The following is a 13,283-nucleotide window of genomic DNA, read 5'->3' as shown; positions in this document are numbered from 1 at the left end:
GGGGCAGGTCGGCCGAGGGGTGGGAAACCTCTTGGACGGCTGTCGGTGCCAACAGCCACCATGCACAGGTGCCGATCGAGCCCTACCGCCGCCTGTTCGCGCTGCCCGGCGTCCGTCCCCTGGTCGTTGTCACCCTGCTGGCCAGGACCCCGATCGCGGCAGGGCCAATGGTGTTGAACCTGCACGTGCTGCAGGACCTTGGGCAGAGCTACACCTGGGCGGCGGTGGTCTCGGTGGCGGTGACCATCGGGCTCGCGGTCGGCTCGCCGCTGCTGGGCAGGCTGGTGGACTCGGTCGGCCTGCGCCCGGTGATCCTGGTGACCACGGTGATCGAGGGCGTGTTCTGGTTCACCAGCCCCTGGCTCGGCCTGACCGGGCTGTTGGCCACCGCGGTCTTCGGCGGGCTGTTCGCGCTGCCGGTGCACTCGATCTCCCGGCAGGCGATGGCCGCGCTGGTGCCCGAGGCGCAGCGGCGGACCGCGTTCTCGCTGGACTCGATGGTGGTCGAGGCCGCGTTCATGGTCGGGCCCGCACTGGGCGTGGTGGTGGTGACCAGCCTGTCCGGACACGTGGCGATGATCGGCGTCGGTAGCTGCATCGTGCTCGCGGGCATCGGGTTGTACCTGCTCAACCCGGCCATCCGGAGCAAAACCAGCGAGGTGGCCACCGGCCCGCGTCCGCCGCGGTCGAGCTGGCTGACCACCCGGATGGTGGCGGTGCTGGCCGCCTCCAGCGGCGCGGTGCTGGTGCTCTCCGGCAGCGACCTGGCCATCGTGGGCGTGCTGCGCGAGGCCGGTCAGCTGCCCTGGACCAGCGCGGTGATCCCGATCTGGTGCCTGGCCTCGCTGGTCGGCGGTTTCCTCTACGGCGCGATGCGCCGCTCCTACCCCTCGCTGGTGCTGATGGGCCTGCTCGGCCTGTGCACCATCCCGGTGGCCTTCGCCAGCCAGTGGTGGCTGCTCGCGCTGATGCTGATCCCGGCTGGCCTGCTCTGCGCGCCGACCATCGCGGCCACCTCCGAGGAGGTCAGCAAACTGACCCCGGAGTCGGTGCGTGGCGAGGCACTGGGCCTGCACGGTTCCGCGCTGACCGCGGGCAGCGCGCTGGGCGCGCCGCTGGCCGGACTGGCCATCGACCTGGCCGGGCCGCCCTGGGGCTTCGTCGCGGTGGGCGGGGCCGGGCTGCTGTCGGCGATCGTGGCCTGGACGTTGTTCCGGGCCTCGGCCAACCGGGCGGCGGCCAAGGCAGAGGCAGCGGCGGCCTAAGGCCGGTAGCGCAGGCCGTCCATGATCAGGTCGAGCTGGCGGCCGGCCAGCTCTCGACCGCCCATCGCGGCCGCGACCAGTGCCACCCCGCTGATGGCCACCAGCACCTCCTCGGAGGTCACGTCGGTGCGCAGCGCGCCCGATTCGGCGGCCGGGGTCAGCAGCAGCCGGATGGCCGAGTCCAGCAGGTCCCGGCTCTGCTCGTACGGGTTGGCGCCGGTGGCGATCACCGCGTTGAGCGCGGCGGACATGCCCGACTTGGTGGTCCAGTACGCCAGGAAGCGGTCCATCCAGGCACGCAGGGCCTGATCAGCCGGCAGCTCGGCGAGCAGCTCCTGCGCCGCCTCGCACACCTCGGCCAGCTCGTTGCGGTAGGCCGCCTCGATCAACGCCTCGCGGGTCGGGAAGTGCCGGTAGAGCGTGCCGATGCCGACCCCGGCCTCCTTGGCCACGGCGTCCAGGGCCACCTCGGGTCCGCGTTCGGAGAACAGCCGGACCGCGCACTTCAGCAGCTTCTCCCGGTTGCGCTGGGCGTCCGCGCGCATGCCTTTCTCCACTCCTGTGACCCAGATCACCTGTTAAACGGAGGATACTCCGGTTAGCTTGGAGTCACCGGAGGGTCCTCCGGTTAGAGCTTAGACGCAGAACAGGACGCTGTCATGGCCACTCGCTTCACCACCCCGTTCAACCGGGAGTCCACCGCCGCCGAGGTCATCTCCGGGGTGGACCTGACCGGTAAGCGCGCCATCGTCACCGGCGGCGCCTCCGGCATCGGCGTGGAGACCGCCCGCGCACTGGCGAAGGCAGGCGCCGAGGTCACCATCGCCGCGCGCAACCTGGAGGCGGCCGAGAAGGTCGGCGCCGAGGTCGGCGCGCGGGCCGCACACCTTGACCTGGCCGACCGGGCCTCGGTGGCGAGGTTCGCCGCCGACTGGCAGGGCCCGCTGCACATCCTGGTCAACAACGCCGGGGTGATGGCCTCGCCGCTGACCCGCACCCCGGAGGGCTGGGAACTCCAGTTCGGCACCAACCACCTCGGCCACTTCGGCCTCACCCTCGGCCTGCACCGCGCGCTGGCCGCGGCCGGTGGCGCCAGGGTGGTCTCGGTCAGCTCCTCCGCGCACCTGATGGGCGAGGTGGACTTCGAGGACCTGCACTTCGAGCGCCGCCCGTACGACCCGTGGGTGGCCTACGGCCAGAGCAAGACGGCCAACATCCTGTTCGCCGTCGAGGCCGCGCAGCGCTGGGCCGCGGACGGCATCGAGGTCAACGCGCTGATGCCGGGCGGCATCCGCACCGGACTGCAGCGGCACGTCGAGAGCGACCCGGGCTTCCAGCAGATGGTGGCCAGCTCGGGCATGCAGTGGAAGACCACCGAGCAGGGCGCGGCGACCTCGGTGCTGCTGGCCGCCTCGCCGCTGGTGGCCGGGCTCAGCGGCCGCTACTTCGAGGACGTCAACGAGGCGGTGCCGAACATCTCGGGTGAGCTGCGGGCCGGCGTGGCCCCGTACGCCCTGGACACCGAGGCCGCCAAGCGCCTCTGGGACGTCTCGGTCGCGCTGCTCAACTCATGAGTTCGCGCAACGCCAGGTAGGTCCGCTCTACCCGGGGCCGGGCGGTGGCGAAGTGCTCGGCCAGCTCCGGGTCCGGGTGCACGGTCTCGCTGGGCGTGATCAGCTCGGCGGCGGCCTCCAGGGACGGCAGCACGTCCAGCGCCCGCCAGCCGAGCAGGCAGGCGCCGAGGCCGGAGCCCTCGCTGTCCTCGGTGATCTCCAGGTCGGTGTCCAGTGCGGCCGCGATCAGCTGGCCCCACAGCGGCGAGCGGAACGCGCCGCCGGTGGCGCGCACCGGGTTGACCGCGGCCCCGGTGTCCCGCACCGCGTCCCTGACCAGGGCCAGCTGCTGGGCAACGCCCTCGACCAGGGCCCTGGTCAGCTCGGCCCGGCCGTGGTCGCGGCGCAGGCCGAGCAGCAGGCCACGCGGGTCCGGGTCCCACCAGGGCGCGCGTTCACCGAGCAGGTAGGGCAGCGCGAAGAGGCCATTCGCGCCGGGTGGCACCGTGGCGGCCTCGGCCAGCAGGTCGCCCATGTCCTCCTCACCGACCAGGTCGGCGGCCCACTGGCTGACCACGCCGCCGTTGCTGACCGCGCCGCCGAGCACCCAGTAGCCCTCGGCGATGCCGTAGCAGAAGGTGCGGCCGCGTTCGTCCACACCGGGTTCGGTGCGCACCACCCGCAGCGCGCCGCTGGTGCCCAGGGACAGCGCGGCCATGCCGGGGCGGACCGCGCCGACACCCAGGTTGGCCAGCGGTCCGTCACCGCCACCGGCGACCACCGGCAGGCCCGGCGGCAGGCCGGTGGCCTCGGCGATCTGGGCGCGCAGCGGCAGGGTGTCGGTCGGCGCGAGCAGTTCGGGCAGCCGGTCCGCGGTGATGCCGGCGAGGTCGAGCGAGGGCTGGTGCCAGGCCAGCCGATGGATGTTCATCAGGCCGCTGCCGGAGGCGTAGGAGTGCTCGGTGGCCAGCCTGCCGGTGAAGTGGTGCAGCACGAAGTCCTTGAGCGAGCACCAGAACGCGGGCTGGGTGTCCGGGTCCTGCTCGGCGAACCAGATGAGCTTTGCCAGTGGCGCGAACGGGTGCACCGGGGTGCCGGTGGCGCGGTGCAGCTCGGTGGCGGCCGGATCGCGGCGCAGCCGGGCGGCCTGGTCGATGGCCCGGTTGTCCGCCCAGCTCAGCGACGGGGTGATCGGGCGGTACCCGGCGTCCAGGCCGATCAGGGTGTGCATGGCCCCGGTGAAGACCAGCGCCTGCACCGGGGCGGCACAGGTCTGCGCGCATTCACGCACCGCGTCCAGCGCCGCCTGCAGCACCCGGTCCGGGTCGTGCACGGCCAGGCCGGGTTGATCGGTGCGCATGGGGTAGCCGCGTTCGGCGAGGGCGGCAACCCGCCCTCGCCGGTCCGCGGCCACCACCTTGGTCGCGGTGGTGCCGAGATCGATGCCGAGCACCACGCCGTCGCCCATGGTCATATTCCGAAACTACCCGGGCGGCGAAAGGGCTCACGCCTGGGTGACGATGACCTCGGCGATCTCGTAGGTGTTCAGCGCCGCGCCCTTGCGCAGGTTGTCCCCGCACACGAACAGCTCCAGCGTGTTCGGGAAGTCCAGCGCCTGGCGGATCCGGCCGATGTAGGTCGGGTCGCCGCCCACCACCTCGGCCGGGGTGGGGTACTCGCCGTTGGCCGGGTCGTCCACCAGCACGATCGAGGGCTGCGCGCCGAGCAGCTTGCGCGCCTGCTCCACGGTGACCTCGCGGGCGAAGGTGGCGTGCACGGCCATCGAGTGCGTGGTGACCACCGGGACCCGCACGCAGGTCGCGGAGACCTTGAGGTCCGGGATGCCCAGGATCTTGCGGGACTCGTTGCGGACCTTCAGCTCCTCCGAGGACCAGCCGTCCTCCTTGAGCGAACCAGCCCACGGCACCACGTTGAAGGCCATCGGCGCCGGGAACGGCGATTCGGACTGCACCAGCCCGGCCGCTTCCAGCGCGGCGCGCACGTCGCCCGCCTTCTCCCCGACCGCCTTGCCGGCCACCGCGGCGATCTCGGCGTAGAGCCGGTCAACACCGGACTGGCCCGCGCCGGAGACGGCCTGGTAGCTGGCCACCACCAGTTCGGTGAGCTGGTACTCCCGGTGCAGCGCACCCAGTCCGGCCATCATGGACAGGGTGGTGCAGTTCGGGTTGGAGATGATGCCGCGCGGCCGGTTGTGCACGGCCTCGGCGTTGACCTCGGGCACCACCAGCGGCACCTCGGGGTCCATCCGGAACGCGCCGGAGTTGTCCACCGCGACCGCGCCGCGCTCGGCCGCGATCGGCGCCCACTCCGCGGAGACCTCGTCCGGCACGTCGAACATGGCGACGTCCACGCCGTCGAAGGCTTCCGGGGACAGCGCGATGACGGTGAGGTCTTCGCCCCGCACGGTGATCTTCTTGCCCGCCGAGCGGGCCGAGGCGATCAGCCGGATCTCGCCCCACGGCACGGATTCCCGGCCGTTGATGATGTCGATCATGACGGTGCCGACCGCGCCGGTCGCGCCGACCAGGGCGAGCACAGGTCCGTTGTCTGCCATGTTCAGCGCCCCGTTCCGGCGTAGACCACGGCCTCCTCGTCGCCACCGAGGTCGAATGCCTCGTGCAGCGCGCGGACCGCGTCATCGAGCTGGGTGTCCCGGCAGATCACCGAGATCCGGATCTCCGAGGTGGAGATGATCTCGATGTTGACCCCGACCTTGGCCAGCGCCTCGCAGAAGGTGGCGGTCACGCCGGGGTGCGAGCGCATGCCCGCGCCGATCAGGCTGACCTTGCCGACGTGCTCGTCGTAGGCCACCGACTCGAAGCCGATCTCCGGCTTGGCCTTGTCCAGCGCGGCGACCGCGACCGGGCCACCGGTGCGCGGCAGGGTGAAGGTGATGTCGGTGCGGCCGCTGACCGCACGGGAGACGTTCTGCACCACCATGTCGATGTCCAGCTCGGCGTCGGCGACCACCCGGAAGATCCGGGCGGCGACGCCGGGGTGGTCGGGCACACCGGTCACGGTGATCTTGGCTTCAGACCGGTCGTGCGCGACGCCGGTGATCAACGCCTGCTCCACGGCAAGATCCTCCATCGACCCGGTCACCAGGGTGCCGGGCTTGTTGTTGAACGAAGAGCGAACTCGGATCGGCATCCCGTTGCGCCGCGCGTACTCCACCGAGCGCAGGTGCAGCACCTTGGCGCCACAGGCGGCCATCTCGAGCATCTCCTCGTAGGTGATCTGCTCGAGGTGCTTGGCATCCGGCACGATCCGCGGGTCAGCGCTGAACACGCCGTCGACGTCGGTGTAGATCTCGCACACATCGGCGTTGAGCGCGGCGGCCAGCGCCACCGCGGTGGTGTCGGTGCCGCCCCGGCCGAGGGTGGTGATCTCCTTGCTGTCCTGGCTCACGCCCTGGAACCCGGCGACGATCGCGATCGCGCCCTGGTCCAGCGCCTCCCGGATCCGGCCCGGCGTGACGTCGATGATCCGCGCCTTGCCGTGCGCCGAGGTGGTGATCACCCCGGCCTGGGAACCGGTGTAGGAGCGGGCCTCCGCGCCGAGGGCGTGGATGGCCATCGCGAGCAGCGACATCGAGATCCGCTCACCCGAGGTGAGCAGCATGTCCATCTCGCGGGCCGGCGGCACCGGCGCGACCTGGCTGGCCAGGTCGAGCAGGTCGTCGGTGGTGTCTCCCATCGCGGAGACGGCCACGACCACGTCGTTGCCCGCTTTTCGGGTCTCGACGATGCGCTCGGCCACCCGTTTGATCCGCTCAGCAGTCTCCACCGAGGATCCGCCGTACTTCTGGACGACGAGCGCCACCGAACCGCACCTCCCACGAAGCCACACGCACCGGCACTAACCTGCGAGGACGCAGGTCCACACTCGCGAGCAGCCTACCCGCGCGCGGGATGGGGTCCGGTAGTCAGATAAGGGCAAAAATGTCGTCAGGAAGTTGCCCGGAACCGCTGGGGCGGAGGGATTCTGTGTCGGCTGCGCAGGTGGGAACCGAGCCGGAGGCGTCTCCGGTGGGATCGGTCACATCTGGCCGGGTACGCCGCCCGCTGTGGCGTGATCCCGCCCGCTGGGAGCGCAGCAGGCTGATCCGGCTGCTCGCGCCCGCCGTGCTCTACCTGGCCATCCGCGAGGTCGGGCTGCTGGTGGTGCAGTGGATGGCCGGGCGCAACCGGATCAGCGTGACCGGCGCGCTCACCGCCTGGGACGGGCAGTGGTACCTCTCGATCAGCGCCAGCGGCTACGACAAGGTGCCGTTCTCGCTGGTGGACGCGTTCGGGCGGCGCAGCGAGGAGACCCCGCTGGCCTTCTTCCCCGGCTACCCGATGCTGGTCCGCGCGGTGGGCGAGCTGCCGGGCGTCGGCCTGGTCGCGGCGGCCTTCGCGGTGAACGTGGTCGCCGGGCTGGTGTGCGCCTACGGCCTGGTCCGGCTGGGTGAGCGGATCGGCGGCAGCTGGCGGTGCGGCCTGGTGCTGCTGGTGCTGTTCGCGGCCTCGCCGATGTCGGTGGTGCTGTCCATGACCTACTCCGAGGCGCTGTTCTCCGCGCTGGCGGTGTGGACGCTGTTGTGGCTGGTGGACCGGGAGTGGCTGCTGGCCGCGCTGGGCTGCGCCACCGCCGGGCTGGTCCGCCCGACCAGTGCCGCGCTGGTCGCCGCGGTGATGCTGGCCGCGCTGGTGGCGGTGATCCGCCGCCGGGACGGCTGGCGGCCCTGGGTGACCCTGGCGCTGGCCCCTGCCGGGCTGCTCGGCTACCTGACCTGGGTGGGCGCCCGCACCGGCCGCTGGGACGGCTGGCTGGCGTTGCAGGCGCGTGGCTGGGACTCGCAGTTCGACGGCGGCCTGGCCACCCTGCGGTTCAGCCTGGACGTGCTCTCCTCGGCCCGTTCGGTGCTGGAGGTGGCCACGGTGTGGATCCTGCTGCTCACCCTGGTGCTGTTCGCACTGGGTTTCCACCAGCGGCTGCCCTGGCCGCTGATGGTGTACTCGGCCGGGGTGATGTTCCTCAGCATCGGCTCCAACGGCCTGATGAACTCCAAGGCCAGGCTGCTGGTGCCGGCGGTGGCCCTGCTGATCCCGGCCGCGGTGCTGCTGGCCCGCAGGCGGCCGGGCACCATGGTCATCGCACTGGGCCTGCTGCTGTTGTTCGGCTCCTGGTTCGGCGCCTACTCGATCACCGCCTGGCCGTACGCGATCTGACCTCCGGAGGTCCCTGCCTTGACCGAGACCGCGGCCCACCCCAACGCCGCCACCAGCGTCCCGGTGCACGAGCTGATCTCCACCCGGTGGAGCCCCCGTGCCCTTGACCCGGCAGCCGAGGTCACCGACGCCCAGCTGCGGGCCCTGTTCGAGGCCGCCCGCTGGGCCCCCTCCTGGGGCAACACCCAGCCCGCCCGGTTCCTGCTCGGCCGCCGCGGCGACGAGACCTTCGCCAAGATCACCGACACCCTGACCGAGGGCAACAAGCGCTGGGCCAGTGCGTCGGCCGCGCTGATCCTGGGCATCGCGGTGACCGAACTGGAGGAGGGCAAGCCAATGCCGTACGCGGAGTACGGACTCGGTCTGGCCGCGCAGAACCTGGTGCTGCAGGCGGTGTCGGAGGGCCTGGTCGCGCACCAGATGGCCGGGTTCAGCCGCCCTGGCGCGAAGGCGGTGTTCTCGCTGCCGGAGACGCTGGATCCGGTGGTGGTGATCTCGGTGGGCAGGCTGGCCGACCCGGCCGCCGCAGACCCGGGGCTGCTGGAGCGGGATGCCCGGCCGCGGACCCGCAAGGCACTGGACGAGCTGGTGTTCACCGAGTGGGGCGAGCCCGCGTTCTGACCATGTAGCCCCGTGCGCTACGCGTTGCTACACTGGCCCTCATGAAGGTCCTCACCCAGCGGGAATTCCGCAACAACTCCGCCTCCGTCATGGACGCGGTGGAGGCGGGCGAGACCTACCACATCACCCGCAACGGCGTGCCGGTGGCGGAACTGCGCCCGCTGTCCCGTCGGCGCAGGCTCAGCGCCGAGGAACTGGTGGAGCGGCACCGGAAGCTGCCCAGGGTGGACTCCCGGCAACTGCGGCAGGAGGCCGACGAGTTCTTCGGCACCGAGGGCCGGATCGACGACGATGACCCGTGGACGCGTGCCGGTGGCTGACCGTCCCGAGGCAGGGGTCCTGGACACCTGCGCGTTCATCGACCTCGATCAACTCGACCTGGCCGTGCTGCCCTCGTTCCCGGAGATCACCTCGATCACCCTGGCGGAGTTGCACCAGGGCGTGGCCATGGCCAAGAACGCGGCCACCAGGGCGGCACGGGCCGAGAAGCTCGGCGCCGCCATCGTGGAATTCGAGCCGCTGCCCTTCGACCGCGAGGCGGCCGCCCGCTACGGCACGCTGGTCGCGCTGACCCTGGAGGCCAACCGGAGCCCCAGGCCGCGCAGGCTGGACCTGATGATCGCCGCCATCGCCTCCGCCAGGGACCTGCCGCTCTACACCCGCAACGTGGCCGACTTCGCCGGGTTGGACGACATGGTCACCGTGGTCGAGGTCTGACGTAGACCGGACGTGCACGAGTTGTTCGCAGGCCGGTGATTCGTTGGGGACACGGAGTTCTTCGCAGGCGAAGGAGCCACCCCCATGTCCGCACTGCCACGACGCACCTTCCTCGGCACCACGGCCGCGCTGACCGTCGGCGCGGCCGCCGCAGGCCCGCTCAACCTGCTCACCGCCCCCGCCGCCGAGGCGGCCGGGGCGATCCGCCCGTTCCAGGTGCGCATCCCACAGCGCCAGCTCGTCGACCTGCGGCGCAGGCTGCAGGACACCCGCTGGCCAGCCAGGGAGACCGTCGCCGACCAGTCCCAGGGCGTGCAGACCGCGACCCTGCGCAAGCTGGTCGACTACTGGCGCACCGGCTACGACTGGCGCAAGGTCGAGGCGCGGCTGAACGCGCTGCCGCAGTTCCTGACCGAGATCGACGGTCTGGACATCCACTTCCTGCACATCCGCTCCCGCCACCCGGACGCGCTGCCGCTGATCATCACGCACGGCTGGCCCGGCTCGGTGCTGGAGCTGCTCAAGGTCATCGGCCCGCTCACCGACCCGACCAGGCACGGCGGCCGGGCCGAGGACGCCTTCCACCTGGTGCTGCCCTCGATGCCCGGTTACGGCTTCTCCGCCCAGCCAACCGGCACCGGCTGGGGCCCCGACCGGATCGCCAGGGCCTGGCACGTGCTGATGCGCCGCCTTGGCTACCAGCGCTACGTCTCCCAGGGCGGCGACTGGGGTGCGGTGATCTCGGACAAGCTCGCCGCGCAGGCCCCGCCCGGACTGCTCGGCATCCACGTCAACATGCCGGCCACGGTGCCCCCGGAGATCGCCCGCGTCCTCAACAACGGCGAACCCGCGCCAGCCGGCCTCTCCCCAGCCGAACGACGGGCCTTCGATCAGCTGGATGTCTTCTACCGCAAGAACACCGGCTACTCCGCGATGATGGTCACCCGGCCGCAGACGGTGGGCTTCGGGCTGTCGGACTCCCCGGTCGGCCTGGCCGCCTGGATGTATGACAAGTTCGCCCAGTGGACGCACAGCGGCGGGGTGCCCGAACGCGCGCTGACCAGGGACGAGATGCTCGATGACATCACGCTCTACTGGCTGACCAACACCGCGATCTCCTCCGCCCAGCTCTACTGGGAGAACAACGCGAACAACTTCAACGCGGTGGACATCGCCATCCCGGCCGCGATCACGGTCTTCCCCGGCGAGATCTACCAGGCTCCGCGCAGCTGGGCCGAACGCGCCTACCGCAAGCTGATCCACTTCGCCGAGGTGGACAAGGGCGGCCACTTCGCCGCCTGGGAGCAGCCGGAGCTGTTCAGCCGGGAGATCCGGGCGGCCTTCCGCTCGCTGCGCTGATCCCTGGGGTCAGCCGAGCCGACGGATGATCTTGACCACCAGTGAGGTGACGATCAGCCAGAACACCGCGGCCAGCCCGTAGTTCACCAGGATCCGGGCCTTGGGGTCCTCGGGCATGAACAGGTCGCGGAAGCCCAGTGCCAGTGGGTCTGCCCAGCTCGCCACGAAGCGGGTGATGGCGTTGGCCGGGTTGGCGCCGCCCACCGTGAGCACCACGTGCGCGACCAGCACCACCGCGGCGATCGTGCCGATCCAGCGCAGTGTCGCCGCCACCGCGGTGACGATCCTGGCCCTGGTCAGGGCCGAGTTCCCGCGGTGGCGGCGACGCTCGGAGTGTTCGGCCATGCGCCGCAGTCTCGCATGCCGCGCCGGGTCGGGCTACCCGCGAGTAGGGTGCCCGACACTCCCACGATCCGGGACAGTTTTCTCATCGGACCTGATGGCGGGCTAGGCTCCTCCGGTGGCACGCGGTCTGCTCCTTCGCTGCCGCGACGGGGTCTGACCAGACCGGCACCTCGTCGCGGAGTTCTGGCTGCGTTGTTCGCGCCGGTCTCTCCCCCGGTTAGCAGGAGCCACCACATCCCATGAGCACCAACTCCGACGCGTTCATCTCCGCCGCCAGCCGGATCCGGCCGCCCGCGCGGCCCGCGCCCACCGGTCAGCCCTCGTGGAACTCCCAGCTCGGCAGCTCGATGCCGATCCACCGGTACAAGCCCTTCCACGAGTTCGTCGAGCCGGTCACGCTGCCCGATCGCACCTGGCCGGACCAGCGCATCGAGACCGCCCCGCTGTGGTGCGCGGTCGACCTGCGCGACGGCAACCAGGCGCTGATCGACCCGATGTCCCCCGCACGCAAGCGGCGGATGTTCGACCTGCTGGTGCGCATGGGTTACAAGGAGATCGAGGTCGGTTTCCCTGCCGCCAGCCAGACCGACTTCGACTTCGTGCGGGAGATCATCGAGGACGGGGCGATCCCGGCCGATGTCTCCATCCAGGTGCTGACCCAGTGCCGCCCCGAGCTGATCGAGCGCACCTTCGCCAGCCTGGAGGGCGCGCCAAAGGCGATCGTGCACATCTACAACTCGACCTCGGTGCTGCAGCGCCGGGTGGTGTTCCGGCAGGAGCGGGCCGGGATCAAGAAGATCGCCACCGACGGCGCCGAGCTGGTGCTGGCCTACGCGGAGAAGAACACCGACACCGAGTTCCGGTTCGAGTACTCCCCCGAGTCCTACACCGGCACCGAGCTGGCCTACGCGGTCGAGGTCTGCAACGCGGTCACCGACATCTGGCAGCCCACCCCGGACCGCCCGGCGATCATCAACCTGCCCGCCACGGTCGAGATGGCCACGCCCAACGTCTACGCCGACTCGATCGAGTGGATGCACCGCAACCTGACCCGCCGGGACTCGGTGCTGCTGTCCCTGCACCCGCACAACGACCGGGGCACCGCGGTGGCCGCCGCCGAACTGGGCTACCAGGCAGGCGCGGACCGGATCGAGGGCTGCCTGTTCGGCAACGGCGAGCGCACCGGCAACGTGTGCCTGGTGACGCTGGGCATGAACCTGTTCGGCCAGGGCATCGACCCGCAGATCGACTTCTCCGACATCGACGAGATCCGGCGCACGGTCGAGTACTGCAACCAGCTGCCGGTGCCCGAGCGGCACCCCTACGGCGGCGACCTGGTCTACACCGCCTTCTCCGGCAGCCACCAGGACGCGATCAAGAAGGGCTTCGAGGCGATGGAGGTCGACGCCGCGGCCGCCGGCGTCGAGGTGGACCAGTTCCGCTGGGAGGTCCCCTACCTGCCGATCGACCCCAAGGACGTCGGCCGCAGCTACGAGGCGGTCATCCGGGTCAACTCGCAGTCCGGCAAGGGCGGCGTGGCCTACGTGATGAAGTCCGAGCACCACCTGGACCTGCCGCGCAGGCTGCAGATCGAGTTCTCCCGGATCGTGCAGGAGGTCACCGACACCGAGGGCGGCGAGGTCTCGCCCAAGGAGATCTGGGACGTCTTCACCACCGAGTACCTGGACAAGAAGGCCCCGCTGGCGCTGCTGCGGCACCGGCTCACCGACGACGGCACCGGCAACGAGGACATCGAGGCCACCGTCATCGTCGACGGCGACACCCAGGTGATCAGCGGCCGCGGCAACGGCCCGATCGCGGCCTTCGTGGACGCGCTGACCACCATCGGCTACGACGTGCGGGTGCTGGACTACGCCGAGCACGCGCTCTCCGCCGGTGACGACGCCCGCGCCGCCTCCTACCTGGAATGCGCCGTGGGCGGCCGGGTGCTCTGGGGCGTCGGGGTGGACGGCTCGACCGTGGTCGCCTCGCTCAAGGCCATCGTCTCCGCGATCAACCGCGCCTACCGCTGACCCGCACGCCACCGCCGCCGGGTACCCCCTGTTCACCGGGGTGCCCGGCGGTTGCGCGCGGGTGGCCAGGGTCTCACCGATTTGACCCGGCGGGGCGGGGCGCGACACCATCGAACGCTCAGTGCCACGGCTGGTGCCAGCTGAAGAGTCACTGAA

13 protein-coding genes are annotated in these 13,283 nt (G+C 71.1%); 8 read left to right on the top strand and 5 right to left on the bottom strand.

Annotated elements, in window-relative coordinates; all coding sequences use genetic code 11:
• Window positions 1-68 precede the first annotated feature (68 nt).
• On the top strand, window positions 69-1,265 hold the full coding sequence (locus tag HNR67_RS06685; RefSeq protein WP_185001219.1) for an MFS transporter: 1,197 nt from the start codon (window positions 69-71) through the stop codon (window positions 1,263-1,265).
• Here HNR67_RS06685 and HNR67_RS06680 read toward each other — a convergent pair.
• Complete coding sequence (locus HNR67_RS06680) at window positions 1,262-1,810, bottom strand: TetR/AcrR family transcriptional regulator (protein WP_185001218.1); 549 nt, start codon at window positions 1,808-1,810, stop codon at window positions 1,262-1,264. The two genes, HNR67_RS06685 and HNR67_RS06680, sit on opposite strands and share 4 nt — an antisense overlap.
• Before the next feature lie 114 nt (window positions 1,811-1,924).
• On the opposite strand from HNR67_RS06680, the gene HNR67_RS06675 reads away from it, so the two are divergent.
• A complete protein-coding gene (locus tag HNR67_RS06675) occupies window positions 1,925-2,839 on the top strand; it encodes an SDR family NAD(P)-dependent oxidoreductase (RefSeq protein WP_185001217.1) in 915 nt (304 codons plus the stop codon).
• On the opposite strand, the gene HNR67_RS06670 is transcribed toward HNR67_RS06675, so the two are convergent.
• Genes HNR67_RS06670 through HNR67_RS06660 form a run of 3 tightly spaced genes read right to left on the bottom strand, consistent with a single transcriptional unit; the run spans window position 2,829 to window position 6,661 of the window.
• On the bottom strand, window positions 2,829-4,292 hold the full coding sequence (locus HNR67_RS06670) for a gluconokinase (protein WP_246492471.1): 1,464 nt from the start codon (window positions 4,290-4,292) through the stop codon (window positions 2,829-2,831). The genes HNR67_RS06675 and HNR67_RS06670 overlap by 11 nt on opposite strands.
• Before the next feature lie 30 nt (window positions 4,293-4,322).
• A complete protein-coding gene (locus tag HNR67_RS06665; RefSeq protein ID WP_185001216.1) occupies window positions 4,323-5,393 on the bottom strand; it encodes an aspartate-semialdehyde dehydrogenase in 1,071 nt (356 codons plus the stop codon).
• A 2-nt stretch (window positions 5,394-5,395) separates the two neighbouring features.
• Window positions 5,396-6,661 (bottom strand): aspartate kinase, encoded by a 1,266-nt coding sequence (locus tag HNR67_RS06660; protein WP_185001215.1) that lies wholly within the window; start codon window positions 6,659-6,661, stop codon window positions 5,396-5,398.
• A gap of 206 nt (window positions 6,662-6,867) precedes the next feature.
• On the opposite strand from HNR67_RS06660, the gene HNR67_RS06655 reads away from it, so the two are divergent.
• From HNR67_RS06655 to HNR67_RS06635, 5 genes are all read left to right on the top strand, one after another.
• Window positions 6,868-8,052: a hypothetical protein gene (locus HNR67_RS06655; RefSeq protein ID WP_312986618.1), complete on the top strand. Its 1,185-nt coding sequence runs from the start codon at window positions 6,868-6,870 to the stop codon at window positions 8,050-8,052.
• An 18-nt stretch (window positions 8,053-8,070) separates the two neighbouring features.
• A complete protein-coding gene (locus tag HNR67_RS06650) occupies window positions 8,071-8,673 on the top strand; it encodes a nitroreductase family protein (RefSeq protein ID WP_185001214.1) in 603 nt (200 codons plus the stop codon).
• Window positions 8,674-8,714: 41 nt separating this feature from the next.
• Window positions 8,715-8,993 (top strand): type II toxin-antitoxin system Phd/YefM family antitoxin, encoded by a 279-nt coding sequence (locus tag HNR67_RS06645; protein ID WP_185001213.1) that lies wholly within the window; start codon window positions 8,715-8,717, stop codon window positions 8,991-8,993.
• The gene (locus HNR67_RS06640; RefSeq protein WP_185001212.1) at window positions 8,986-9,390 is read left to right on the top strand and encodes a type II toxin-antitoxin system VapC family toxin; all 405 of its coding nucleotides are present in this window, start codon (window positions 8,986-8,988) and stop codon (window positions 9,388-9,390) included. Before HNR67_RS06645 ends, HNR67_RS06640 begins: the two co-directional genes overlap by 8 nt.
• Window positions 9,391-9,474: 84 nt before the next feature.
• A complete protein-coding gene (locus tag HNR67_RS06635; protein ID WP_185001211.1) occupies window positions 9,475-10,749 on the top strand; it encodes an epoxide hydrolase family protein in 1,275 nt (424 codons plus the stop codon).
• A 9-nt stretch (window positions 10,750-10,758) separates the two neighbouring features.
• On the opposite strand, the gene HNR67_RS06630 is transcribed toward HNR67_RS06635, so the two are convergent.
• Complete coding sequence (locus HNR67_RS06630; protein WP_185001210.1) at window positions 10,759-11,094, bottom strand: hypothetical protein; 336 nt, start codon at window positions 11,092-11,094, stop codon at window positions 10,759-10,761.
• 239 nt (window positions 11,095-11,333) lie between these two features.
• On the opposite strand from HNR67_RS06630, the gene leuA reads away from it, so the two are divergent.
• Complete coding sequence (leuA, locus tag HNR67_RS06625) at window positions 11,334-13,127, top strand: 2-isopropylmalate synthase (RefSeq protein WP_185001209.1); 1,794 nt, start codon at window positions 11,334-11,336, stop codon at window positions 13,125-13,127.
• The last annotated feature ends 156 nt before the right edge of the window (window positions 13,128-13,283 follow it).

This window comes from Crossiella cryophila (assembly GCF_014204915.1).
In the GTDB taxonomy this organism is placed as follows: domain Bacteria; phylum Actinomycetota; class Actinomycetes; order Mycobacteriales; family Pseudonocardiaceae; genus Crossiella; species Crossiella cryophila.
Note: the sequence above shows the minus strand (reverse complement) of the source record. Positions and strands in the feature narration are given on the sequence as shown.